This is a genomic window from Agrobacterium sp. (genome assembly GCF_059499945.1).
This window is the reverse complement of sequence record NZ_JCABZP010000014.1, coordinates 566,214-588,319: the sequence shown is the minus strand read 5'-3', so window position 1 is coordinate 588,319 and position 22,106 is coordinate 566,214. Positions and strand designations below refer to the sequence as shown.

Below are 22,106 nucleotides of genomic sequence, written 5' to 3'. Positions count from 1 at the left end.
TCGCTCCGGCGGCTTTTTTTGTCTGGCGTCAGACCGCCGCTCTTATGCGCGACGCGATCTCCTCAACCCTTGCATCGCCATCGTGCTCCGGCTTACGGGCGCGGACAAAGCAGGCCTCCGAACGGACAATGATGCCGTCGGAGAGGATTTTCAGATGATTGGCTTTCAGCGTCGAACCGGTTGAGGTGATATCGACGATGATATCCGCCTGCCCCGCCGCCGGCGCACCCTCGGTCGCGCCAAGGCTTTCAACGATACGGTAAAGCTGGATGCCGTGCTGGCGCGAAAAGAACTGCTGCGTCAGCCGCCAGTATTTGGTGGCGATCGCCAGCCTGCGGCCATGACGGGCGCGGAATTCCGAAGCGACATCGCCGAGATCGGCCATGCTGTCCACATCCAGCCAGATTTCCGGCACGGCGACCACGACGTCGGCATGACCGAAACCGAGGCGGGCGCAGAATTCCACCTGCGCATCGGCATTGGTCAGTCCCTCGCGCACAAGGTCCTCACCCGTCACGCCGAAATCCACCGTGCCCGCGCCGATCTCGCGGGCGATCTCGGAGGCCGACAGATAGGCGATCTCGATATCGTCCCGTCCTTCGATACGGCCGCGATAGGAGCGGTCGTTGCCGACTGCCGCGACCTTCAATCCGGCGCGTTCCAGAACGGCGGAAGCGTCTTCCTTCATACGGCCCTTGGAGGGCAATGCGATGGTGATCATGGCTTGTCGCTCCCCCGCACCGCTTCGATGCGATCCAGCCAGAGCGAAAAACCCACAGCCGGTATTTTTTCCTGTGCGCCGAGCAGCGTCAGCAGCCGGTCGAAACGGCCGCCACCGGCCAGAACGCTGTCTCCACCCGCTTCCACCACCTCGAAAACAAGGCCGGTATAATAATCGAGCGGACGGCCGAAGGCCGCGCCATAGGTGACGGTCTCAAGATCGACACCGGCATTGGCAAGGGCTGCGACACGTTTGTCGAAAGCGGAAAGCGCGCCGTCAAGTTTCAGCTTCGCCTTTGCGGCAAAATCAGCCAGAACCTGCGAAGCCTGCGGCAGGGGCGCTTTCAGGGCCAGAAACTGCTTGAGCAGCGCGAAGCTATCATCCGGCAGGCGGGTGGCCGCAAGCGCCAGTTTCTCCCGCAGACGGCGGGCGATTTCCTGCGGCGAACGGCTGGCATTGGTGGAATAGCCGGTCTCTTGCATCACCGTATCGAGATAATCGACCAGCACCGCCTCGTCGCCAGTCGCCAGCAGGCCCGCGACCCGGGCATCAAGACCGGTCATCGGCTTGGGATGCACGAGGCTTTCCAGCAGCGCGTCGAGCTGCGCCATATCGCCAAAGGCCTGCACCAGCCGCTTCTGCCAACCGAGCGGCAGTCCAAGGGCGGCAACCACCGCCTCGAACACCTGCTGATCACCCAGCGTGACGGCAAGCGCCCGGCCCGGCAGCAGGCGCTGCAGAATACCGGTCGCATCGATGACGGCACGGGCATCGGCAGCGGCAATATCGGTATCGCCAAGGTCTTCGATACCGGCCTGATAAAACTCGTTCGCACCCTCACGGCGCTGGCGGAAGACCTCGCCGAGATAGGAATAACGCTTCGGCGTGCCGGTCGCCGTCTCGATATGGCGCAGGCAAACCGGGATGGTAAATTCGGGGCGAAGGCAAAGACTCGTCCCCGTCTCGCTCTCCGTCATGAAGATACGGCGGCGCAAATCCTCGCCGGCCATATCCAGAAACGGTTCGGCGGGCTGGATGACGGGCGTGTTCACCCGGCTCGTGCGGCGCGCGGCGAATTCTTCCAGTAGCTCTCCGGAAAATTCCGGCATGTCGATCAGGGGCATGAAACGGTACTTTTCGTCACGGTTCGAGCGGTTGCATCAATTCGATACGGTTTCCGAAGGGATCATGGACATAAAACCGGTGATATCCTTCAAACGGCTCATCCTCAATCACATGGCAGCCCGCAGTTTCAAGTGTTTTTCGCAAGATCACCAGATCATCGACCAGAAAGGCCGGATGGGCTTTCCGCGCCGGCCGGAAATCCTGCTCAACGCCAAGATGCAGCTTTATCGGGCCGCAGGTAAACCAGCATCCGCCACGCGCGGCCAGATTAGCGGGTTTGACCTGCTCCGCAAAGCCAAGCAGGCCGCCATAAAAGGCACGCGCCTCATCTTCGCGGCCCGCCGGCATCGCCAGCTGAACATGGTCGAGCGCAAGGATCGCCATGGCTTCAGCGCCCTTCGGCGGCGCGGCGAACGTCCTCTGCCTGATGCTCCAGAATCTCGCGGACCTTCGCCACCAGTTCGGCCTCCGGCACGCTGACCTGCGCCACGCGCGCCTCGCGCCAGCTGGCATTGTCCTCGATTTCGCCGGAGAGGCGCTTGCCTTCGATCAGATCCTTGATCTGGACCACGCCTTCGGCACGCTCGTCACCGCCCTGGATGATGGCGATGGGGGAGCCGAGACGGTCGGCATATTTCAGCTGGTTGCCGAATTTCTTCCAGTTGCCCTGGTACATTTCAGCACGGATGCCCTCGGAGCGCAGCGCCTGCGTGAAGCGCTGGTAACGGCCCATGCTTTCCACATTGCCATCCATGACGGTGATCAGAACCGGTGCGAGCGGCTTGACCTGGCCGAGCTTGCCGAGGTTCTTCAACGCCGTCATCAGGCGCGAAACACCGATGGAGAAGCCCGTGGCCGGAACCGGCTGGCCCATGAAGCGCGAGACGAGACCGTCATAACGCCCGCCGCCGCCGACCGAGCCGAACACGACCTTTTCGCCCTTTTCATTGGTGACATCGAAGGACAGCTCGGCCTCATAGACCGGGCCGGTATAATATTCGAGGCCGCGAACGACGGAGGGGTCGATCTTGATGCGCGTCGCATCGTAACCGGCACCGGAGACCAGAGCGCCGATGATGTTCAGTTCATCAACGCCTTCCGCGCCTTTCGAGGTGCCCGCAACCAGTTTCGCCAGATCATCGGCGCTTGCCGTATAGTCCTTGATGCCGACGAAAAACAGGACCTTTTCGATCTGCTCCTCGCCAAGGCCCGCGCCCTTGGTGAAATCACCGGACTCGTCCTTGCGACCGGGACCGAGCAGCAACCTCACCCCTTCAGGACCGAACTTGTCGAGCTTGTCGATGGCGCGCAGCACATTCAGACGACGGCCGGCATTTTCCTCGCCGCCGAGGCCGATGGCTTCCATGACGCCATCAAGCACCTTGCGGTTGTTGACGCGAATGACGTAATCGCCGCGCTTGATTCCGAGCGCTTCCAGCGTATCGGCCATCATCATGCACATTTCGGCATCGGCCTGCACGCCGGCGGCGCCCACCGTATCGGCATCGAACTGCATGAACTGCCGGAAGCGGCCGGGGCCGGGCTTTTCATTGCGGAACACGTAGCCAGCGCGATAGGTGCGGTATGGCAGCTGGATTTCGTTGAAGTTTTCCGCGACATGACGGGCGAGCGGCGCGGTCAGATCGTAGCGCAGGCTCATCCACTGATCGTCGTCATCCTGCAGCGAAAACACGCCTTCGTTCGGACGGTCGCTATCGGGCAGGAATTTGCCGAGCGCATCGGTATATTCGAACAGCGGGGTTTCCACCGGATCGAAGCCGTAGAGCTCATAGACCTTGCGGATCTTCTCGATCATCTCATTCACGGCATGAATATCGGCAGCCGTTCGATCCACGAAGCCGCGCGGCAGGCGGGCTTTCAGTTTCTGAGGCTTTTTTGCTTTTTCGCTCATGGGGCCGATCCGATATTTTCCTGAAATTATGCCGGTGTATTAGAGGATGAAGCCCGGTGCGGCAAGCCGCAAAGGCTCCGGTTTTGCTGGCTCACGCAGCCAGGCGGTGCTATATGGGATACATGTATCCCAATTCGGATCGGGAAGGACGCGACCCATGAGCAAACAGACGGCCATCCGCCTGCCTGATGAGACCTATGAGCGGCTGAAGGCGCTTTCCGAGCGCACCGGCCGCACATCCGCCTATTACATCCGCGAGGCGATCGAGAAACATATCGAGGATATGGAAGATCTTTATCTTGCGGAGGAGGCGACGCGGCAGCGCATCGCCAATAAAGAACGCACCTATACTCTGGAAGAAGTGATGCGTGATCTTGATCTGGAAAATTGAGTTTCAGCGCGCTGCCGTCAAGCAACTGGGCGCTTTGACGAAAAGCGATGCCAATCGCATCGTTTCTTTTCTGACGGACCGCATTGCCAGAGATGGCAACCCTCGAAGGACCGGCGCCGCCCTTCAAGGCTCCGAACTCGGAAATTTCTGGCGCTACCGGGTGGGCGATTACCGCATCATCTGCGATATACAGGATCACAAGCTCGTCGTGCTGGTGGTCGAAATCGGCCATCGCCGTGAAATCTACCGATAGGCATTCATGATCCTCGAAGCCCTGCAATATGCCGCCACACGCGCGGTCACGCCGAAAGAATTCCGGCCGCATATACGCTATTCCGTCAACCTCTGGGCGCGCGCCAACCGCTGCGCCAACGCCTGGGCAGAGCATGAAAACAACAGCCGGCAATTCGTGCTGCAATCGGCCGGAAAGCTGAAGCAGCGGCGAACGGCGGTGGTGCTGGGCTCGGGCCTGTTGCGCGATGTGCCCTATGATGCGCTGGTGGCGATGTTCGATACCGTCGTGCTGGTCGATCTGGTGCATCTCGCCAGCGTGCAGGCAAAGCTGCGCCTCAATGCCAAAAAGAATGTCCGCATCGCCAGTCGCGATCTTTCCGGTTTTGACGATGTTCTCGCCGGCCGGCCGGCCGAACCGCTCGATTTCCTGCGGCGGGTGCCCTATCTCGATCTCGTGGTATCGGCCAATCTCCTGTCACAGATCGGCACCGGTGCGCGCCACCGGCTGGAGCGGGAAAAGATCGCAGATGCCCCGGACGATCTTCTGCCGAAGCTCATTCACACCCATCTGGAAGCGCTGGCTGGCCTGCCCTGCAAGGCCTGCCTGATAACCGACACCTCCTTCGACGTCATCGGCAAGGATGGTAATCTGCACCAGCACGAAGACCTGCTGCATGGCATCGAGCTTCCTGCGCCCGCCGCCGCATGGGAATGGCCGCTTGCCCCGTTTGGCGAGGAAAGCAGGGATTACCGCATCGTGCATCACGTCATTGCGCGCGAACTCACCTGATCGTCATGCTTATTCCATAATTTCCGCGGTAAATTCACGCCATGTCCCAGGTGGTCCGCACATTGATGTTCCTTGCCTGCCTGCTTTACGGCGCAATGCCGGCGCAGATGGCGATGAGCATGCCGACGGGCATGGCGGCTTCCTCACAATCGCCGATGAAACACGACGATGCCCATTCGCATCATGCAGATGATCGGGACCACGGCTCTCAAAAACACGCGGAGAATGCGGCCCATAAAGCGGAAACGGGCGGTTGCTGTCCGCATGGTGACAATGCCGCCCATCCCGGTTCCTGCGCCGCGTGCCTGATCGTGGTTCCACGAACCATCTTCGCCGATAGCGGATGCATGACGTTTGCCTATCCGAAGCCGCAACGCGGCATTGCCTTCGACGGCAAGGCTTTCGCCCCGCCGCTGCCGCCTCCCCGCGCCTGACCGCAGATTTTTTCAGACCACCATCGAAAAATCCGTCAGACACAGGAAGGATAATCCATGTCTATCAAGACCATGACGCTCGCCGTCGCTTTCGCAGCCTCTCTCGCCATGCCCGTTTTTGCACAGGATGCGGGCGGCCATGCCGGACATGACATGTCAAAAGGCACGATGAGCGACAGCGCTTCCACCAAGGCCTTCATGGAAGCCAGCAAGAAAATGCATGGCGATATGGCCATCGATTATAGCGGTGATGCCGATGTCGATTTCGTGCGCGGCATGATCCCGCACCATCGGGGCGCAATCGATATGGCCAAGGTCCAGCTAGAATACGGCAAGAATCCGGAAATCCGCAAGCTGGCTGAAGAGGTGATCAAGGCGCAGGAAGGCGAGATCGCCATGATGAAGGCCTGGCTGGAGTCCAAAGGCAAGTGATTGATGCTGACGAATGGGGAACGCCGGTTGCGGCGCTCCCCTTTTCTTCTCCCCGCCGGGGAGAAGGTGGCCCGAAGGGTCGGATGAGGGGGCAAGCTCTCCGAATATTTCGACCGTCGCCCCCTCATCCCGCTGCCGCGGACTTCTCCCCGGCGGGGAGAAGAAGCAGGCGGCGGCCTTCCCATGCCAACGGTGCCACTCGCCACTCTGCTACAATCCCGCAAGGCCGGCCTTGTAATCCTCCGACGCCGCCCGGCTGAGGCGCTCCAGTTCCATCGCGGCCCGGCTGGTGTGACGTTCCTTGTGACGCAGCAAAGCGAAGTTGCGGGCAGGCAGATCGATGCCGGCGCGGACGAGCAACCCTTGCCGCAGGAACAGGGATGCCACTGAGGCGGACACCGCCGTGGCGGCGCCCCCGGAACGCGCCGCCATCACCACCGCCTCATTGGACGGCAGTTCCAGCATGACGGACAGTTCAGCGGGATCCACCCCCATCTGCCGCACGGCCGCCTCGAAGGCGGAGCGGGTGCCGGAGCCCTGTTCGCGCAGCACCCAGGAGGTGCCATAGAGCATATCGAGCGCGGTGAGGTAACGACCATCGGCAAAGGGGTGGGCCGAACCGGTGACGACCAGCAGCTTGTCGGAGACGACGGGCTGCACCATCAAAGCCGGCTCATCAATCCTGCCTTCGATGAAACCGACCTCCGCCAGACCGTCAAGCACCGCCTGCGTCACCGTCTTGGTATTGCCGATATCAAGCCGCACGGTCACGCCGGGATAGAGTTTCTTGAACTGCATCAGGATCGGCGGCAGCCAGTAGCTTGCAATGGTCTGGCTGGCGCAGACGGTGATTTCACCACGCGTCAGCCCGCCCATTTCGGAGAGAATCAATTCCGCATTGCGCACACGCGCCAGCGTCGCCTTGGCTTCACCCAGAAAAACCCGACCGCTTTCGGTCAATTCAATGTTGCGGCCGACGCGATGGAACAGCTCGACATTATAAAATGCTTCGAGATTCTTGATGGCGGAGCTGACGGCGGAGGCGGTCAAACCGATGGCTTCTGCGGCCCTTGTGAGGTGTTCGCGTTCGGCAACGGCGATGAAGATGCGGAGCTGTTCAAAGGTCATGATCATTCATTCGATTTTATCGAATAATATATGCCATATTATTTGATAGAATAAAACAGGCGGCTGCGGCATTGTCTGGCCATGGCACAACATCGCACCCTCGCTCATCCCTTTCAGTTTTCGCTCCGCTGGCTTACCCCGCTTCTGCCGGGAATTCTCATCTGCGCGGCGGTCAGCTGCGCCGCCATTCTGGCGGAGCGCTTTCAGGTGCGGCTTGCGGGCCACGCATGGCTTGGCGATCTTGTGCTCGCCATTCTGATCGGCACGCTGCTGCGTTCGCTGGTGTCTCTGCCTGCCGTCGCTTCGGCCGGTATAAAGTTCAGCGCCAAGACGCTGCTCGAAATCGCGGTGGCGCTTCTTGGCGCATCCCTGAGCCTTTCCATCCTCAAAGGCGCAGGCGGCTTGCTGATCGGCGGCATTGCGCTGATCGTCGCGCTGTCGCTGGTCGTGAGCTACGCGGCCGGACGAATGCTGGGCCTGCCACCCAAGCTCGCGACGCTGATTGCCTGCGGCAACTCCATCTGCGGCAATTCCGCCATTGCCGCCGCAGCGCCCGCCATTGGCGCCAAGCCGGAAGATGTTGCCGCCTCGATTGCCTTTACCGCGGTTCTCGGCGTCGCCGCCGTTCTTTTGATGCCGTTCCTGCCGCAGCTTTTGGGTCTCGATGCCACCCAATACGGAATTTTCGCCGGCCTGACGGTCTATGCCGTGCCGCAGGTTCTGGCGGCCACCGCCCCGCTCGGCGCGATCGCCGTGCAGACCGGCACCATCGTCAAGCTCATCCGCGTTTTGATGCTGGGGCCCGTGATCGCTGCCCTCTCCGTTATCCACGGCCGGTCCGACAAGGGACGCCTGAAGCTGCAGCAGATGGTTCCGTGGTTCATCATCGGCTTCGTGCTGATGATCATGGCCCGGTCCTTCGGCCTTATTCCCGAGGCTCTGATCGGCCCCGTCGCCTCGCTCTCCAACATCCTCACCATCATGTCGATGGCGGCTTTGGGCCTTTCGGTCGATATCCGCAGCCTGCGCCATGCCGGCGGCAAGGTCATCATCGCCGCCAGCCTGTCACTCGTGCTGCTCTGTGTTCTGAGTTTCGGCCTGATTGTGCTGACCCAGGCGGCCTGAACAAAAGGCGGGCCGTTATTTTCCGGTGCTGACCGTCAACGTGTAGTGCGCGCCCAGCCCACGGCGCGGTGATCCCAGAATAAGCGTCGGGCGGATCAGCCATTCCGTATCCGCCTTCGGCGTCAGCGTCGCGACCTTGCCTTCGGAATCGCTGAAGAAGATCGCATCCTCATCCGGCGTCGAAAAATCGAAGACCGCCATCAGGACGAATTCGCTGGAGGCGGCAAGCTCGATCTTCACCGTCTGCCCGGCCTTCACCTTCAGGCGATAGACATCGCCGCGCCCGCGCCGCGTCCAGCCGTCAAGCTTCAGCGGGCCGGCCGGTGGCAGCGCCACTTCCTTCAGCCTTTCGCCGTCATCCAGCCAGATGCCGTCGACATTGCGGCCTTCTTCGGCGAAGGAGGAATGCGGCACGGCGGCCACGACCATGGTGAGAGCCAGGAGAAGGGAGGTTACCTTCATGGACGTACAAACTCCCGCCGCATGACCTCTATCGGCTGGCGGCAATGACAGCCTTCGATATGATCGTTGACCATACCCATGGCCTGCATGAATGCATAGACGGTCGTCGGGCCGACGAAAGTCCAGCCCCGCTTCTTCAGATCCCTGGAAAGACGAGTGGAGGCGGCGCTGGTGGGGTTGGCCCTTAACGTCGCATAGTCGAGCCTTTGCGGCCTTTCTGCGGCAGCGGGTTCGAAACCCCAGAAATAACGCGCGAGCGAACCGAATTCGTCGCGCAGCGCCACGGCGCGGCGGGCATTGTTGATGGTCGAAACGATCTTGCCGCGATGGCGGATAATGCCCTTGTCGGCAAGGCAGCGCTCGATATCGGCCTCGCCGAACTCAGCCACCTTTTCGAATTCGAAATTGGCGAAGGCAAGACGGAAAGCCTCGCGCTTGCGCAGAACCGTCAGCCAGGAAAGGCCGGACTGAAAACCTTCCAGACAGATCTTCTCGAACAGGCGGCGATCATCGGTGACGGGATAACCCCATTCCTCGTCGTGATAACGGCTGTAATCTTCCAGCCCCTGCTGCCAGAAACACCGCACAAGGCCATCCGCGCCCGTTTCAAGTCCCGCTTCGCTCATTGTGCCGACAATCCCTTTCGCTACCGCTCGCAAGCGGTGTGAACCTGCGCGCTTACCACTCATTCACCACGTTTCAAAACCGGGCGCTAACCTTAAATCCAGCTTTCCCTAATCAAGCGCTTTTTAATGAACAGCCATTTACGATTCGCTGGCGTCGAGGTGCGAACGTGTCCGGCAAAGCGGACGAACAGTCCCGCAAATTCATAGTTGCGACATCCCGCAGAGAGAGTCCACCCGATGCCGATGAAGTCCGTTTTTCTGGCGCTGAGCCTCGTTTCCACCCTCGCCGTCCCGGCCGCCATGGCCAATGAGCGTTATCGCGAGCGTCCGCCCGTCGTCGTCAGCCCGGACCTTTCTGCCCCTTGGGTAACCCAGCTCGGTGGCCGCGGCAATGTTCGACCCGTGGTCTATCCGCGCGCGCCTGCCGCACGCCAGCCGCTGTTCCAGCAGCGCCAGGCGGCCGCCATGCCGCAGCGACCCAGCTCCGGCGTCACATCGCAGCGCCCGGCACGGGTGCAGAATGCCGCCGTCCGCCCGAACGCACCGGTGCGCACCCAGATCGCGCCGCAATTCCTGCCGCAGATCGTGAACTATGACACCGCTGAGAAGCCCGGCACCATCGTCATCGATACGCCGAACCGCTTCCTCTATCTCGTGCTCGCCGATGGCAAGGCCCGGCGTTACGGCGTCGGCGTCGGCAAGCCCGGTTTCGAATGGGCCGGAACCCACAAGGTGACCCGCAAGGCAGAGTGGCCGAGCTGGACCCCGCCGAAGGAAATGATCACCCGCGAGGCGGCCAAGGGACATTACCTGCCGGCCTTCATGGAAGGCGGCCCGGCCAACCCGATGGGCGCGCGCGCCATGTATCTCGGCTCGACTCTTTACCGCATTCACGGCACCAATCAGCCCTGGACGATCGGCAGCAACAATTCCTCCGGCTGCATCCGCATGCGCAACGAGGATGTCACCGATCTTTACGAGCGCGTGAATGTGGGAACCAGGGTCATAGTGATATGATGGCAACGGTTCAGTCATTCCGGCCGCTGCAGGGCCGGAATGGCGGCGTATCCGCTTGAATTGCCGCCTTGCAGCGGTACAATCCGGCTCACTTCAATGAAATTGAGACTTGGCGGGGGACGCCAGGCGCCGGACCTCTCTCAGGGGGATGACGGAACGGCCTTAAAACGGGTGGTCAATAGACCGCCCGTTTTTCGTTTCTGTCATTCAAATGTTATCAAAAAACGCTTTGGTGAATTACTGATATCAATCTGGATTCACTTCATGTCGCGCCATACTTTATTTGTTTGCGCCCTGCTCTGCAGCGGCGTTTCCTTCTCTGCCGCAATAGCGGGCGAACTTGAAATTTCCGGTTACGGCGGCTGGCAAAGCGCGCCGCACAGCGATGTGAAGGTTTCCGACGGGCCGGATTTCCGGGCCGGATGGGAAGGAAAGTCCTTTTCCAACCCGCCCTATTGGGGCGTGCGCGGCACCTACTGGTTCGATGAGGGCCAGCTCCGGAATTTCGGTATTTCGCTCGATTTCACCCATGACAAGGTCTATGCCGACGACCAGACGCTTGCCCGCTCCGGCTGGTCGCATTTCGAATTCACCGACGGCCTGAACCTTTTGACGCTGAACGCGCTCTACCGCTTTCCGCTGGAATCCCTGCCGATCACCCCTTACGTCGGCGCCGGCGTCGGCATCAATGTGCCGCATGTGGAAGTATATCGTCCCTCGGGCAAGACCTTCGAATACCAGTTCGGCGGCGCAACCCTGCAGGCGCAGGCCGGCCTCAGCTACCGCATCACCGACAATTGGTCGACCTTCGTGGAATATAAGGGCACTTATTCCTTCGTCGACGTCGATATCGACAATGGCGGCTCGTTGAAGACCGATATCATTACCAATGCGGTGAATTTCGGCGTGGCGTATAAGTTCTAGTATCGGAGTAACCACCCTCTTCCCTCATTCCTGTGCTCGTCACAGGAATCCAGCCGTCGCGCGCGTCTGCGCGGCGGGGAGAGTCCTTTCAGCCCAAGTCCTTGGGCTGGCTGGATCCCTGTGACAAGCACAGGGATGAGGAGAAGCCTCCGAAAGGCGCACCGGCCCCAACCTATCGTCACGCGCCGTCATTCCGGATCGCTGCCTTATCGGCAAACGGCGCTCTAAACCGAAAGCCTCGCCGGTTTCGGCCCGCCATAAGCCCAGTCCAGCAGCTCCACCGTGTGCAGGATCGGCATATCAGTGCCGGTTCCGATCTGCGTGATGCAGCCGATATTGCCGGTGGCGATGACATCCGCCCGTGTGGCCTCGATGTTCTTCACCTTGCGGGCCTTCAGCTTGCCGGAAATCTCCGGCTGCAGGATGTTGTAGGTCCCTGCTGAGCCGCAGCAGAGATGCCCCTCCGCCGGATCACGCACTATGAAACCCGCCGCCTTCAGCAGCTGTTTCGGTGCGAGCGTTATCTTCTGGCCGTGCTGCATGGAGCAGGCGGAATGATAGGCAACCGTCAGGCCCTGGCTCTGCCTTTGCGGCAGATCGAGACCGGCGAGATATTCGGTGATGTCCTTCGCCAGCGCCGAAACCCGCGCGGCTTTTTCCGCATAGGCGGGATCAAGCCGCAGCATGTGGCCGTAATCCTTGATGGTGGTGCCGCAACCCGACGCGGTAATGATGATAGCGTCAAGGCCGCCATTTTCCATCTCCCGGGTCCAGACATCGACATTACGCCTTGCTTGAGCGAGCGCCTCTTCCTCCCGGCCCATATGATGCACCAGCGAGCCGCAGCAGCCCTCGCCCTTCGGCACCACAACCTCAATGCCAAGCCGCGCGAGAAGCCTCAGCGTTGCCTCATTGATACCGGGGTCGAGCACCGGCTGGGCGCAGCCGGTAAGGATGGCGACGCGCCCGCGCTTTTCGCCCTCGGCCGGTCTTTCTCCCGGACGGGTGGAGGCGGAGGCCGCAGGAACAGCAGCGGGGGCGAGAGCGAGCATGGATTGCAGCGGTTTTAGCGCCGGGGCTTTGGCAAGCAGGCCCGCGAAAGGCCGCGCCAGCCTTGCCAGCTGCAAGGCCAGCCGGAAACGGGTGGGATGGGGCAGAACCGCGACCAGAAGATTGCGGATCAGCCGATCCATGAACGGGCGCTTGTACGTCTGTTCGATGTGGGCGCGGGCATGATCGACAAGATGCATGTAATCCACGCCGGAGGGACAGGTGGTGGTGCAGGCAAGACAGGAAAGACAGCGGTCGATATGGGTGACGACCTCACGGTCGGCCGGGCGGCTGTTTTCCAGCATGTCCTTGATGAGGTAAATACGGCCGCGCGGGCTGTCCAGCTCGTTGCCGAGTGTCACATAGGTGGGACAGGTGGCAGTGCAGAAACCGCAATGCACGCATTTGCGCAGGATTTTTTCGGATTCCGCCACATGCGGATCGGCCAGTTGCTGCGGCGTGAAGGATGTTTGCATGGTTCAGACCGCCCTTTGCATCGTTACGGCCATCTTGCCGGGATTAAAGATGCCCGCCGGATCGAGTTTTTCCCTGATACGTGCAGACAGGATGGCCTCCGCCGCCGGGCGCGGTTCGAAGGCCGCCACAGTGGCGCGCACGGCATCGCTTGCCCTCACCAGCGTGGCATGGCCGCCGCCCAGCGCCTTGATAGCGCCGCGCAGCAAAGCGGCCTCCGGGTCCGCCTCCATCTGCATCCAGACAAGACCACCCTGCCAGTCATAAAAGGCATCGATGCCCGCTTCCATGCGTAGCGCAGCGACGAGCCGGTGGCCGGCGGCAGGTGCAACGGAGACTTTCCACAGCGGCTTGGTATTCTGACCGGCATAGGGCGCAACATCGCACACCTGCCGCCATAAAAGCCCGCTCTCTTCGCCCTCCAGCAGCGCCCATGGCCCGACCCGGTCCATGACGGAGAGGAGTTTACGGGCGCGCGCTTCCACCGAGGCGGAGAGCCCTTCCAGCCGCAGAATTGTCGCCGGACCTTCCGGCAGGTCGCCATCGATGAAGCGGGAACGCACGCTTTCGGGCAGATGCGCCGCTCCGGAGACCTCGACGCTCAGCGCCATCGCCGCGGCCATGATGCGTGTCGCCGCCTCATCGTCGAGACCGGAAACGACCACGGTTTTTTCCGCAGGCGGTTTCGGCAATACGCGGAAAGTCACCTCCGTGAGAAAACCGAGCGTGCCGAAAGATCCGGCAAGGAACTTCGACAGGTCGAGCCCGGTGACATTCTTCATCACCCGGCCGCCGGCCTTGATGATCTCGCCGCTGCCATTGACGAAACGGATGCCGAGCAGGCTGTCGCGGGCGGCACCCGCCACATAACGGCGCGGGCCGGAGGCATTGGCGGCAAAGACGCCGCCGATGGTCGGCTCACCTTCTGTGCCCATGATCGGGCGGTGGTCCATCGGCTCGAAGGCCATCATCTGCCGGTTTTGTGCAAGGGCGGCTTCGATGGTGGCAAGTGGCGTGCCGGCCCTGACGGTCATGACCATTTCGGCGGGGACGTAGGAAACGATGCCAGCCATTGCGCGGGAGCTCAGCCCGGTTTCCGCCGCCACGGCATTGCCGAAACCGGAGCGGGTATTGCCGCCGAAGATTTTCAGCGGGATTCTTCGGGTCGCGTGGTCGCGGATGATATCGGCGACCTGGGTTTCTGCGTACGGCGTCAGCATGGGGTTGCGGGCTCCGGGCATGGGACAGCGAAGTTTTCGCAAGGGATACCCCCCTCCGCCCTGCCGGGCATCTCCCCCTCAAGGGGGGAGATCGAATCGAGGCGATCTCTCACTCCACTCTCGAACGCTGCGAATGAAGCGATGCGCGGGCGTCTTGCCGATCTCCCCCCTTGAGGGGGAGATGCCCGGCAGGGCAGAGGGGGGAGAGCCGTACCCACAGAGACCATAAAACTCACACCCATCACTCCCTCCCCTCCAGCGGAAACACCTTGGAAGGATTCATCAACCAACCCTCGTCAAAAGCCGCGCGCACCGCCATCTGCTGGGCAAGATCGGCCTCACCATATTGGTGGCGCATCAGATCGCGTTTTTCGATGCCCACACCATGCTCGCCGGTCAAACAGCCACCCGCATCCACACAGAGCTTCAATATTTCATTGCCTGCCTCTTCCGCGCGGGCCGCGTCTTCAGGATCATTGGCATTGAACAGGATGAGCGGATGCATGTTGCCATCACCGGCATGGAAGACGTTTGCGACGCGCAGGCCGAGACGGTCGGTGATCTCGCTCGTCTTTTTCAGCACATAAGAAAGCTGGGAAAGCGGCACCGTGCCATCCATGCAGATATAATCCGCGATGCGGCCCGTTGCGCCGAAGGCGGATTTGCGGCCTTTCCAGATCGCCGCAGCCTCCATGGCCGACTGGCATTCCTTCACCGTCTTCACGCCATGTTTTCGGGCAATGGTGACGATATCGGCAAGCATGGCGTCCATTTCCGCCTCGGAGCCTTCGACCTCCACGATCAGAAGCGCGCCGACATCCAGCGGATATCCCGCTTTGGCGAAGGCCTCGCAGATCTCGATGGCCGGCTTGTCCATGAACTCGATGGCAACAGGGATGATACCCGCACCGATGATATCGGCCACGCAGGAGCCCGCTTCTTCCGAGGTCTCGAAGCCGAACAGCACCGGGCGCGCGCCTTCCGGCTTGGCGATCAGCCGTACCGTCGCCTCGGTGACGATGCCGAGCTGGCCTTCCGAGCCGCAGACGAGGGCGAGCAGGTCGTAACCGCCGGCATCGAGATATTTGCCACCCAATTCGAGAACAGTGCCATCCACCAGCACCATTTTCACGCCGAGCAGATTATTGGTGGTGACGCCATATTTCAGGCAATGCGCGCCGCCGGAATTCATGCCGATATTGCCGCCGATGGTGCAGGCCAGCTGCGAACTGGGATCAGGCGCATAAAAGAAGCCTTCAGCGCCGGCCGCATCGGAAATGGAGAGATTGGTAACTCCCGCCTGCACCCGCGCCGTGCGATTGTAAAAATCAAGCTCAAGGATCGCGCTCATCTTCGAAAGGCCGATCACCACCGCATCCTCCTGCGGGATCGCCCCGCCGGAAAGCGAGGTGCCTGCGCCGCGCGGCACGACTGGAATGCCGTAGCGATGACAATATTTCATCACCGCCGCCACGTCCTCGGTCGTCTTCGGCAGCGCCACGGCAAGCGGCAGGCGGCGATAAGAGACAAAGGCATCGGTTTCGAAAGGCACGAGTTCGCGCGGCTCGTGCACAAGACAGTCCGCCGGCAGAATATCCTTGAGATCCGCTATGATGCGGTCGCGATCTGCGACCACCTTCGCGCGCGGCTCCAGAAACTTTATCGGCTGTGTCACCGCCCCTCCTCCATGCCATTTCACCAACTGGTATTGTTTCTTTACCACTTTGAAACGGCGCAATCAAATGATATGGATTTTTTCCATTCCGGAAACAATCAAGGGCAACTATGACAAATCTGGGCGATCTGGAAGTCTTCGCAAGCGTTGCCGCCTCCGGCAGCATGTCGCTTGCCGCCAAGGAGCTTGGTTATTCGCCCGCCGTCATTTCCAAGCGCATCAAGCGGCTGGAAGAAAAGCTCGGCGCACGACTTTTCCAGCGCACCACGCGGCAGATTTCTTTGACCGAAGCGGGACAGGGCTTTTACGAGCGGGTGCTGGCCGTATTGGAAGGGCTGGAGGAAGCGGAGGATTTCGTCTCCGGCCGCGCCAACACCGTCAACGGCACACTGAAGGTTTCCGCACCCACCTCCTTCGGGCGCATGCATATCGCGCCGCATCTGAAGACATTCATGGAGCGGCATCCGGACCTCTCGGTCCATCTGGTGCTCAGCGACGAGTTCATCGATATCATCGAGGGTGGTTACGACCTGGCTATCCGTATTGCCGATCTCAACTCCTCCAGCCTCGTCGCCCGCCGTCTGGCGCCGGTGCGCCGCGTGCTCTGCGCCTCGGCGGACTATGTGGCGGCCCACGGCATGCCGGCGACAATCGAGGATCTGAAGAAACACCGCTGCCTGCCGGCGCACAATAACGACGTGTGGCGACTGGAGGGGCCGGGCGGTGCGCTCAGCATCCGGCCGGAGGGAATGCTGGTCACCAATTCGAGCGAAGTGATCCGCGAGGCGGTGATATCAGGACTTGGCATTGCGCTGCGTTCCACCTGGGATATCGGCCATGAATTGCGCAGCGGGAAGCTGGTACAAGTGCTGCCCGGTTATGAGGGATCGCGCAATGTCACGCTGTCGGCGGTTTATCCGAGCCGGCAGTTCCTACCCGCGAAGGTGCGGCTGTTCATCGACTATCTGGCCGGACTTTATGGGCCTTCGCCCTATTGGGAGCAGGGTTGAAGGCGCCGCCGCCTTCCTCATCCCTGTGACAAGCACAGGAATGAGGGAGACTAGGTGGTCCCTTAGTGCCCGCCCTCTGCATGGGAGCGGCGGATGCGGCGCACGACCCACCACACGCCAAGCACGGCGACGGGAACGGAGATACCGGTGACCACGGCCGGATCAACCGGAAGCACATCATGGCTGATCGCCTTGGTGAGATAACCGATGAGGCCGACGACATAATAGGAGATGGCGGCGACCGAGAGGCCTTCGACCGTCTGCTGCAGGCGAAGCTGCATGGCGGCGCGTTTGTTCATGGTGTTGAGCAACACCGTGTTCTGCCGCTCCAGTTCCACATCGATCCAGCTTCGAACCAGAGCCGTGGCGCGATAGAGCTTGCGCGACAGGTTGGCCTGCCGCTCCTCCACCGACTGGCAGGTGCGCATGGCGGGCGCCATGCGCCGTTCCAGAAAGCTGCCCATGGTCTCATGGCCCTGCACCGGCGTTTCCGCCAGCGCCCGGATGCGTTCGCGCACGATGCCGTCATAGGCGCGGCTGGCGCCGAAACGATAGAGGCTGAGCGCGGCATTGGCTTCGAGTTCCGCCGCAAGCCGGGTCATCTCCGCCAGCAGCGCATCGGCCTCGTCGCGCGCACCGTTTTTCATGCGTTGGGTGATGCCGGTCAGACCATCCTCGATGCGGCGGATTTCCGGCGACAGCGTCTGCGCCATCGGCAGGCCAAGCATGGCGAGCGTGCGGTAGGTCTCGATATCCAGCAGCCGCTGCACCAGCGCGCCGCGGCTGTAATCGGTGAGGCCCCGGTCGATCACCAATATCTGCGTCAGCCCGTCGCGATCCTGGCGGAAATCGGTGAGGATAGCGGCCTGCCCGTCGCGCACATCGCTGTGACAGAGGCTGGTCGGTTCGAACATCGCTTCCGCCTGGGAGGTGACACCGTTCTCAGGACGGATTTCCAGCCGCACGCCCGAGATTAGCGAGCCGGGTGGCGAAAAGCCGTCGCCGAAGGGATCGCCCGCGATTTCGCCGCCAAATTTTTCCGGTGCGGGGCCATCCCAGAACCAGGTCGAGAACTCGGTATGCCGCTCCCAGCGAAGAGTCCCCTGCCCCCAGGGCATGGCATGGTGGCGGGCATCTCGTTCCGGTGGTGCGACACCACGGCTGCGCGACATTTCCGCGATGACCGAGTGATGCACGGCCGAGCCGCCATCCATCATGAAGGCGAGCTGGATGATGATGCGCGATGGGGCGAGCAGCACGGTCGGCCGCGCATGCACCTCGCCCAGTGCCAGCGACCTTTCCGGCGCGCTTGCGAATGCAAATCTACCCTTGGCCATTGCGATATCGTCCCCGCTTCTTGTCCCGGATTTCTAAGCCATCGATCGCAATGAAAACACCGCAATCGAAGCCAATGTAATTGTTTTGATCCATCTGGCGGAAGAATCCGCCATCATCACCCTGTCCAGCTGCTGCTTTAACAAAAGCCAGTTTCAAAGGGCAGATGCCGTGTTGCCGCAGGCAGGAAAAGGCACACGAAGAACTGGATAGAATATTTGACCAGTGCGACGCTTCGCTGGTACTTTGCACGGCATCAAATACGGGGCGGCATCTCGCCGGAGACTTCTGCGATGGACGAAACGCTTTTTGCGCGCATCGAGCACAGCCGCACATCGCAGGAGGTCGTGCTGCGGTTTGAGGAACTGATCCTCGACGGCATCTTGCGGGATGGCGACCGGCTGCCGGGCGAACGGGAACTGGCGCAGAAGCTGGATGTATCACGCCCGATCCTGCGGGAAGCGCTGAAGGAGCTTGAGACCCGCGGCCTTCTCGTGAGCAGACATGGCGGCGGCACCTATGTCGCCGATATTGTCGGCGCGGTCTTTTCAGACCCGCTCAGCGCACTGATCACCCGCCACAGCAGGGCGACGCGGGATTTCCTCGAATATCGCCGTTATATCGAAGGAATGACCGCCGAACTTGCCGCACAGCGGGCGACAGAGCCGGACCGGCGCAACCTTGCCGCCATCGTCGACAGGATGCGTGAGGCGCATGAGGCGGGCCGCTTCGAAGAGGAGCTTTCGGGCGATGTGGAGTTTCACAATGCCATTGGTGAGGCAGCGCATAATATCGTGCTGATGCACACGCTACGCTCCTGCTACCGGCTTCTGAGCGACGACATTTTTTACAATCGCCATCTCATCTTCACCGTCGCAGGCGCCCATGACGAGGTGTTGAGGCAGCATATCGCCATCCACGACGCCATCGCCGCCGGCGATCCGGCAGCGGCAAGAGCGGCGGCGGAGGCCCATATCGACTTCATCGTCGAGACGACATCCAAGGCGCATCAGGCGCAGGAATGGGACCGGATTTCCCGTTTGCGACAGCAGCAGCGCAGCGGCTGAAAACACCATCTTGCGAAATGCGCCATCCATTTTATTCGATTTTTGATGGAACCTTTTGTGCTCTTCGGTCTTTTTATCGGGTTAATTGGAAAAATTTACCAAGATGGGACCCATGACAACCACGAGCGAAACTGAACGCTATCCGCGGATAGCTCTCATATCGACGCATGGCTATGTCGCCGCGCACCCGCCACTTGGCGCGGCCGATACCGGGGGACAGGTGGTTTATGTGCTTGAGCTTGCACGCAAACTCGGCCAGCTCGGCTACACCGTCGATCTTTATACCCGCCGTTTCGAAGACCAGCCGGAATTCGATGAGGTTGACGAGCGCGTCCGTGTGGTGCGCATTCCCTGCGGCGGGCGCGATTTCATTCCCAAGGAATATCTCCACCGTCACCTGATGGAATGGTGCGAAAACGCGCTGCGTTTCATCAAGAAGAACGACCTGAATTATTCTTTCATCAACAGCCATTACTGGGACGCCGGCGTGGCAGGCCAGAGGCTCTCCGAAGCGCTCAAAATCCCGCATCTGCACACGCCGCATTCGCTCGGCATCTGGAAGAAGCGCCAGATGGAGACCGACTATCCGGAAAAGGCCGATACGTTCGAACTGGAATTCAACTTCAGGGAACGCATTCAGCACGAGCTTATCATCTATCGCAGCTGCGACATGGTGATCGCAACCACTCCGGTACAGCTCGACGTGCTGATTGAGGATTACGGGCAAAAACGCAAGCATATCCACATGATCCCGCCGGGTTATGACGACAACCGTTTCTTCCCGGTTTCGGATGCGACGCGGCAGATGATCCGGCAGCGTTTCGGCTTCGAGGGCAAGGTGGTGCTGGCGCTCGGGCGGCTCGCCACCAACAAGGGTTATGATCTGCTGATCGACGGCTTCTCCGTTCTTGCGGAGCGTGAACCGGAAGCCCGTCTGCATCTCGCCGTTGGCGGTGAGAATATGGACGAACAGGAAACCACGATCCTCAACCAGCTAAAGGAGCGGGTGAAAGCGCTCGGCCTGGAAGACAAGGTCGCGTTTTCCGGTTATGTCGCGGATGAAGACCTGCCGGATATCTATCGCGCCGCCGATCTTTTCGTGCTTTCCAGCCGCTATGAGCCGTTCGGCATGACCGCGATCGAGGCGATGGCGAGCGGAACGCCAACCGTTGTCACCATCCATGGCGGGTTGTTCCGGGCCGTGAGCTATGGCCGCCATGCGCTGTTTGCCGATCCTTTCGACAAGGAAGACCTCGGAATCACCATGATGAAGCCCTTCAAGCATGAGCGGCTTTACGGGCGACTTTCCCGCATGGGGGCACACAAGGCGCGCAGCCTGTTCACTTGGACCGGCATTGCCCAGCAGCTGCTCGCCCTTGTGGAAGGCAGGACCATGATGCCGGTTCTGGAAGAAGCCGACTGGGCAGAACCATGGAACGACGGCGATTGAAACCACTTCGTCTTTTTTCCACCGATCTCGACGGAACCGTCGTCGGCAATAATGACGCCACGCGCCGGTTCCGCGATTTCTGGCAGTCGCTGCCGGACGATCAGCGCCCTGTTCTCGTTTTCAACAGCGGCAGGCTGATCGACGACCAGCTTACCCTTCTGGAAGACGTGCCGCTGCCGCAGCCGGACTATATCATCGGCGGCGTCGGCACCATGCTGCACGCGAAGGCGCGCAGCGAGCTGGAAAGCGCCTATACCCATTCCCTCGGCACCGGTTTCGACCCGCAAAAGATCGCCGAGGTGATGGCCGACCTGCCGGGTGTGACGATGCAGGAGGAGCGTTATCAGCACGGCTTGAAATCGAGCTGGTTCCTGCATGACGCCGATGACGCCGCGCTCGGGGAGATCGAAGCAGCGCTTGTAGCGGCTGATATCGACGCCCGTCTCGTCTACTCCAGCGATCGCGACCTTGACATCTTGCCGAAAGCCGCGGACAAGGGCGCAGCGCTCACATGGTTATGTGGACAATTACGCATCGGCCTCGACGAATCAGTGGTTGCGGGCGATACTGGCAATGATCGGGCGATGTTCGAGTTGAAGAATATTCGCGGCGTGATCGTCGGCAATGCCCTGCCGGAGCTTGTCTCGCTGGCACATCAGGAAACACGCTTTTTTCACGCGGCTGCGAGAGAAGCGGACGGTGTGGTCGAGGGCCTCCGGCACTGGGGTATAACCCCTGATTAAAGCAGCCCCGACCACAATTCATAGCGGCTTTGCATTCTGAATGGCTTGAAGGCAGGCAGAGAGAGTATTACCGCATCGGCTGTCCGGCTGCGGGGAACCGCCCGGTCAGAACTTTGTTCGCAAATCTACCACATCCCCTGCGCCCAAAGGCTTCATCAGCATGAAGACAGTAGTGGGTTATGGGTAAAGGGGGATTGGCGGAATCTGCGGCATCTCTATATTAGCAATTATCACTACCCGGCAAAGAGGATTTATTCGGATTGAAGATTTTGAATCGATTGGCGACAGATGTTGGCTTGATGTTGCGCAGACCGCCGCGACAGCAATATGCGGCGCTGTGCTATCGATTGTCGAAAAAAAATCCGGGGCCGGAAGTCTTACTGCTGACCAGCAGGGATACGGGCCGATGGGTCATTCCCAAGGGCTGGCCGATGGCCAACAAGAAGGCCCATGCGGTGGCCGAGCAGGAAGCCTATGAGGAAGCCGGTGTCAAAGGCACGGTGGAAAAGGCGCCCTTCGGTTATTACGACTACGAGAAAAAGCTGAACAGCGGCGTCAACGTGCCATGCAGGGTGCAGGTGCATCTGCTCGAAGTTTCGGAAATGCAGGAAAGCTTTCCCGAGAAGGAATCGAGACGTTTGGAATGGGTCAGTCCGCAAGAAGCTGGCAAGCGCGTCAACGAGCCGGAACTGAAGGCGCTTATGCTCGCTTTCGACAAGCGGATGGCGCATTCGAAATAGCGCGCCCGCCCCTGATGTGGC

The 22,106-nt window shown here is 60.8% G+C and carries 24 protein-coding genes; 13 read left to right on the top strand and 11 right to left on the bottom strand.

Annotated elements, in window-relative coordinates:
• Window positions 1-28: 28 nt before the first annotated feature.
• From hisG to hisS, 4 genes are read right to left on the bottom strand one after another with little or no spacing between them, the layout of a single operon-like run.
• A complete protein-coding gene (hisG, locus tag AC5I5B_RS14555; RefSeq protein WP_003503184.1) occupies window positions 29-721 on the bottom strand; it encodes an ATP phosphoribosyltransferase in 693 nt (230 codons plus the stop codon).
• Window positions 718-1,845 (bottom strand): ATP phosphoribosyltransferase regulatory subunit, encoded by a 1,128-nt coding sequence (locus tag AC5I5B_RS14550; RefSeq protein ID WP_111781269.1) that lies wholly within the window; start codon window positions 1,843-1,845, stop codon window positions 718-720. Before AC5I5B_RS14550 ends, hisG begins: the two co-directional genes overlap by 4 nt.
• A gap of 16 nt (window positions 1,846-1,861) precedes the next feature.
• Window positions 1,862-2,230, bottom strand: coding sequence for a VOC family protein (locus AC5I5B_RS14545; protein ID WP_111833685.1), 369 nt, complete (start codon window positions 2,228-2,230; stop codon window positions 1,862-1,864).
• Window positions 2,231-2,234: 4 nt separating this feature from the next.
• On the bottom strand, window positions 2,235-3,758 hold the full coding sequence (gene hisS, locus AC5I5B_RS14540; protein ID WP_111833686.1) for a histidine--tRNA ligase: 1,524 nt from the start codon (window positions 3,756-3,758) through the stop codon (window positions 2,235-2,237).
• A gap of 157 nt (window positions 3,759-3,915) precedes the next feature.
• Here hisS and relB point away from each other — a divergent pair, with 157 nt between their 5' ends.
• The 5 genes from relB to copM are packed head-to-tail and all read left to right on the top strand — an operon-like array spanning window position 3,916 to window position 6,039.
• Window positions 3,916-4,149, top strand: coding sequence for a type II toxin-antitoxin system RelB family antitoxin (relB, locus tag AC5I5B_RS14535; protein WP_003503188.1), 234 nt, complete (start codon window positions 3,916-3,918; stop codon window positions 4,147-4,149).
• Entirely contained in the window at window positions 4,133-4,402 is a 270-nt protein-coding gene (locus AC5I5B_RS14530) for a type II toxin-antitoxin system RelE family toxin (RefSeq protein ID WP_003503189.1), read from the top strand. The genes relB and AC5I5B_RS14530 overlap by 17 nt, the downstream gene beginning before the upstream one ends.
• A 6-nt stretch (window positions 4,403-4,408) precedes the next feature.
• Window positions 4,409-5,173 carry a hypothetical protein gene (locus tag AC5I5B_RS14525; protein ID WP_003503190.1) on the top strand — a complete coding sequence of 255 codons (765 nt, stop codon included), beginning with the start codon at window positions 4,409-4,411 and terminating at the stop codon, window positions 5,171-5,173.
• Window positions 5,174-5,214: 41 nt separating this feature from the next.
• On the top strand, window positions 5,215-5,607 hold the full coding sequence (locus AC5I5B_RS14520; RefSeq protein WP_236775528.1) for a hypothetical protein: 393 nt from the start codon (window positions 5,215-5,217) through the stop codon (window positions 5,605-5,607).
• 57 nt (window positions 5,608-5,664) lie between these two features.
• Entirely contained in the window at window positions 5,665-6,039 is a 375-nt protein-coding gene (gene copM / locus AC5I5B_RS14515) for a CopM family metallochaperone (RefSeq protein WP_111833687.1), read from the top strand.
• A gap of 210 nt (window positions 6,040-6,249) precedes the next feature.
• On the opposite strand, the gene AC5I5B_RS14510 is transcribed toward copM, so the two are convergent.
• Window positions 6,250-7,167 (bottom strand): LysR substrate-binding domain-containing protein, encoded by a 918-nt coding sequence (locus AC5I5B_RS14510; protein WP_026363679.1) that lies wholly within the window; start codon window positions 7,165-7,167, stop codon window positions 6,250-6,252.
• Between the two features lie 81 nt (window positions 7,168-7,248).
• Here AC5I5B_RS14510 and AC5I5B_RS14505 point away from each other — a divergent pair, with 81 nt between their 5' ends.
• Window positions 7,249-8,292 carry a YeiH family protein gene (locus AC5I5B_RS14505; RefSeq protein WP_065694890.1) on the top strand — a complete coding sequence of 348 codons (1,044 nt, stop codon included), beginning with the start codon at window positions 7,249-7,251 and terminating at the stop codon, window positions 8,290-8,292.
• 15 nt (window positions 8,293-8,307) lie between these two features.
• Here the strand turns inward: AC5I5B_RS14505 and AC5I5B_RS14500 are convergent, their stop codons facing one another.
• Both AC5I5B_RS14500 and AC5I5B_RS14495 read right to left on the bottom strand, forming a co-directional pair.
• The gene (locus tag AC5I5B_RS14500) at window positions 8,308-8,754 is read right to left on the bottom strand and encodes a hypothetical protein (RefSeq protein ID WP_087743401.1); all 447 of its coding nucleotides are present in this window, start codon (window positions 8,752-8,754) and stop codon (window positions 8,308-8,310) included.
• Window positions 8,751-9,380, bottom strand: coding sequence for a DNA-3-methyladenine glycosylase I (locus AC5I5B_RS14495; protein ID WP_003503196.1), 630 nt, complete (start codon window positions 9,378-9,380; stop codon window positions 8,751-8,753). Before AC5I5B_RS14495 ends, AC5I5B_RS14500 begins: the two co-directional genes overlap by 4 nt.
• 237 nt (window positions 9,381-9,617) lie before the next feature.
• On the opposite strand from AC5I5B_RS14495, the gene AC5I5B_RS14490 reads away from it, so the two are divergent.
• Together AC5I5B_RS14490 and AC5I5B_RS14485 are read left to right on the top strand one after the other, a co-directional pair.
• Window positions 9,618-10,397, top strand: coding sequence for a L,D-transpeptidase (locus tag AC5I5B_RS14490; protein ID WP_003503197.1), 780 nt, complete (start codon window positions 9,618-9,620; stop codon window positions 10,395-10,397).
• A 264-nt stretch (window positions 10,398-10,661) separates the two neighbouring features.
• On the top strand, window positions 10,662-11,321 hold the full coding sequence (locus tag AC5I5B_RS14485) for an outer membrane beta-barrel protein (protein WP_080865871.1): 660 nt from the start codon (window positions 10,662-10,664) through the stop codon (window positions 11,319-11,321).
• Window positions 11,322-11,545: 224 nt separating this feature from the next.
• Here AC5I5B_RS14485 and glcF read toward each other — a convergent pair whose 3' ends face one another.
• The 3 genes from glcF to AC5I5B_RS14470 all read right to left on the bottom strand — a co-directional run bounded on the left by glcF (window position 11,546) and on the right by AC5I5B_RS14470 (window position 15,740).
• Window positions 11,546-12,847 carry a glycolate oxidase subunit GlcF gene (gene glcF, locus AC5I5B_RS14480; RefSeq protein WP_060726046.1) on the bottom strand — a complete coding sequence of 434 codons (1,302 nt, stop codon included), beginning with the start codon at window positions 12,845-12,847 and terminating at the stop codon, window positions 11,546-11,548.
• 3 nt (window positions 12,848-12,850) lie between these two features.
• A complete protein-coding gene (locus AC5I5B_RS14475) occupies window positions 12,851-14,065 on the bottom strand; it encodes an FAD-binding protein (RefSeq protein WP_111833688.1) in 1,215 nt (404 codons plus the stop codon).
• 241 nt (window positions 14,066-14,306) lie between these two features.
• Window positions 14,307-15,740, bottom strand: a complete 1,434-nt coding sequence (locus AC5I5B_RS14470; RefSeq protein WP_080865868.1) for an FAD-linked oxidase C-terminal domain-containing protein — start codon at window positions 15,738-15,740, stop codon at window positions 14,307-14,309.
• A 110-nt stretch (window positions 15,741-15,850) separates the two neighbouring features.
• Between AC5I5B_RS14470 and AC5I5B_RS14465 the strand changes: the two genes are divergently transcribed.
• The gene (locus tag AC5I5B_RS14465) at window positions 15,851-16,750 is read left to right on the top strand and encodes a LysR family transcriptional regulator (RefSeq protein WP_003503202.1); all 900 of its coding nucleotides are present in this window, start codon (window positions 15,851-15,853) and stop codon (window positions 16,748-16,750) included.
• 62 nt (window positions 16,751-16,812) lie between these two features.
• Here the strand turns inward: AC5I5B_RS14465 and AC5I5B_RS14460 are convergent, their stop codons facing one another.
• Window positions 16,813-18,087, bottom strand: a complete 1,275-nt coding sequence (locus AC5I5B_RS14460; protein WP_111833689.1) for a DUF3422 family protein — start codon at window positions 18,085-18,087, stop codon at window positions 16,813-16,815.
• Window positions 18,088-18,378: 291 nt separating this feature from the next.
• On the opposite strand from AC5I5B_RS14460, the gene AC5I5B_RS14455 reads away from it, so the two are divergent.
• From AC5I5B_RS14455 to AC5I5B_RS14440, 4 genes are all read left to right on the top strand, one after another.
• Window positions 18,379-19,152, top strand: a complete 774-nt coding sequence (locus AC5I5B_RS14455) for a FadR/GntR family transcriptional regulator (protein ID WP_020010510.1) — start codon at window positions 18,379-18,381, stop codon at window positions 19,150-19,152.
• A gap of 103 nt (window positions 19,153-19,255) precedes the next feature.
• Window positions 19,256-20,602 (top strand): glycosyltransferase family 4 protein, encoded by a 1,347-nt coding sequence (locus AC5I5B_RS14450; protein ID WP_162266766.1) that lies wholly within the window; start codon window positions 19,256-19,258, stop codon window positions 20,600-20,602.
• A complete protein-coding gene (locus AC5I5B_RS14445; RefSeq protein WP_099085626.1) occupies window positions 20,599-21,345 on the top strand; it encodes an HAD family hydrolase in 747 nt (248 codons plus the stop codon). The genes AC5I5B_RS14450 and AC5I5B_RS14445 overlap by 4 nt, the downstream gene beginning before the upstream one ends.
• Before the next feature lie 299 nt (window positions 21,346-21,644).
• Complete coding sequence (locus AC5I5B_RS14440) at window positions 21,645-22,085, top strand: NUDIX hydrolase (protein ID WP_035212549.1); 441 nt, start codon at window positions 21,645-21,647, stop codon at window positions 22,083-22,085.
• The last annotated feature ends 21 nt before the right edge of the window (window positions 22,086-22,106 follow it).

What these genes read in the sequence shown, in the direction of transcription:
- hisG (WP_003503184.1), bottom strand. Translation starts at nt 721, where the DNA reads ATGATCACCATCGCATTGCCCTCCAAGGGCCGTATGAAGGAAGACGCT.
- AC5I5B_RS14550 (WP_111781269.1), bottom strand. Translation starts at nt 1,845, where the DNA reads ATGCCCCTGATCGACATGCCGGAATTTTCCGGAGAGCTACTGGAAGAA.
- AC5I5B_RS14545 (WP_111833685.1), bottom strand. Translation starts at nt 2,230, where the DNA reads ATGGCGATCCTTGCGCTCGACCATGTTCAGCTGGCGATGCCGGCGGGC.
- hisS (WP_111833686.1), bottom strand. Translation starts at nt 3,758, where the DNA reads ATGAGCGAAAAAGCAAAAAAGCCTCAGAAACTGAAAGCCCGCCTGCCG.
- relB (WP_003503188.1), top strand. Translation starts at nt 3,916, where the DNA reads ATGAGCAAACAGACGGCCATCCGCCTGCCTGATGAGACCTATGAGCGG.
- AC5I5B_RS14525 (WP_003503190.1), top strand. Translation starts at nt 4,409, where the DNA reads ATGATCCTCGAAGCCCTGCAATATGCCGCCACACGCGCGGTCACGCCG.
- AC5I5B_RS14520 (WP_236775528.1), top strand. Translation starts at nt 5,215, where the DNA reads ATGTCCCAGGTGGTCCGCACATTGATGTTCCTTGCCTGCCTGCTTTAC.
- copM (WP_111833687.1), top strand. Translation starts at nt 5,665, where the DNA reads ATGTCTATCAAGACCATGACGCTCGCCGTCGCTTTCGCAGCCTCTCTC.
- AC5I5B_RS14510 (WP_026363679.1), bottom strand. Translation starts at nt 7,167, where the DNA reads ATGACCTTTGAACAGCTCCGCATCTTCATCGCCGTTGCCGAACGCGAA.
- AC5I5B_RS14505 (WP_065694890.1), top strand. Translation starts at nt 7,249, where the DNA reads ATGGCACAACATCGCACCCTCGCTCATCCCTTTCAGTTTTCGCTCCGC.
- AC5I5B_RS14500 (WP_087743401.1), bottom strand. Translation starts at nt 8,754, where the DNA reads ATGAAGGTAACCTCCCTTCTCCTGGCTCTCACCATGGTCGTGGCCGCC.
- AC5I5B_RS14495 (WP_003503196.1), bottom strand. Translation starts at nt 9,380, where the DNA reads ATGAGCGAAGCGGGACTTGAAACGGGCGCGGATGGCCTTGTGCGGTGT.
- AC5I5B_RS14490 (WP_003503197.1), top strand. Translation starts at nt 9,618, where the DNA reads ATGCCGATGAAGTCCGTTTTTCTGGCGCTGAGCCTCGTTTCCACCCTC.
- AC5I5B_RS14485 (WP_080865871.1), top strand. Translation starts at nt 10,662, where the DNA reads ATGTCGCGCCATACTTTATTTGTTTGCGCCCTGCTCTGCAGCGGCGTT.
- glcF (WP_060726046.1), bottom strand. Translation starts at nt 12,847, where the DNA reads ATGCAAACATCCTTCACGCCGCAGCAACTGGCCGATCCGCATGTGGCG.
- AC5I5B_RS14475 (WP_111833688.1), bottom strand. Translation starts at nt 14,065, where the DNA reads ATGCTGACGCCGTACGCAGAAACCCAGGTCGCCGATATCATCCGCGAC.
- AC5I5B_RS14465 (WP_003503202.1), top strand. Translation starts at nt 15,851, where the DNA reads ATGACAAATCTGGGCGATCTGGAAGTCTTCGCAAGCGTTGCCGCCTCC.
- AC5I5B_RS14460 (WP_111833689.1), bottom strand. Translation starts at nt 18,087, where the DNA reads ATGGCCAAGGGTAGATTTGCATTCGCAAGCGCGCCGGAAAGGTCGCTG.
- AC5I5B_RS14455 (WP_020010510.1), top strand. Translation starts at nt 18,379, where the DNA reads ATGGACGAAACGCTTTTTGCGCGCATCGAGCACAGCCGCACATCGCAG.
- AC5I5B_RS14450 (WP_162266766.1), top strand. Translation starts at nt 19,256, where the DNA reads ATGGGACCCATGACAACCACGAGCGAAACTGAACGCTATCCGCGGATA.
- AC5I5B_RS14440 (WP_035212549.1), top strand. Translation starts at nt 21,645, where the DNA reads ATGTTGCGCAGACCGCCGCGACAGCAATATGCGGCGCTGTGCTATCGA.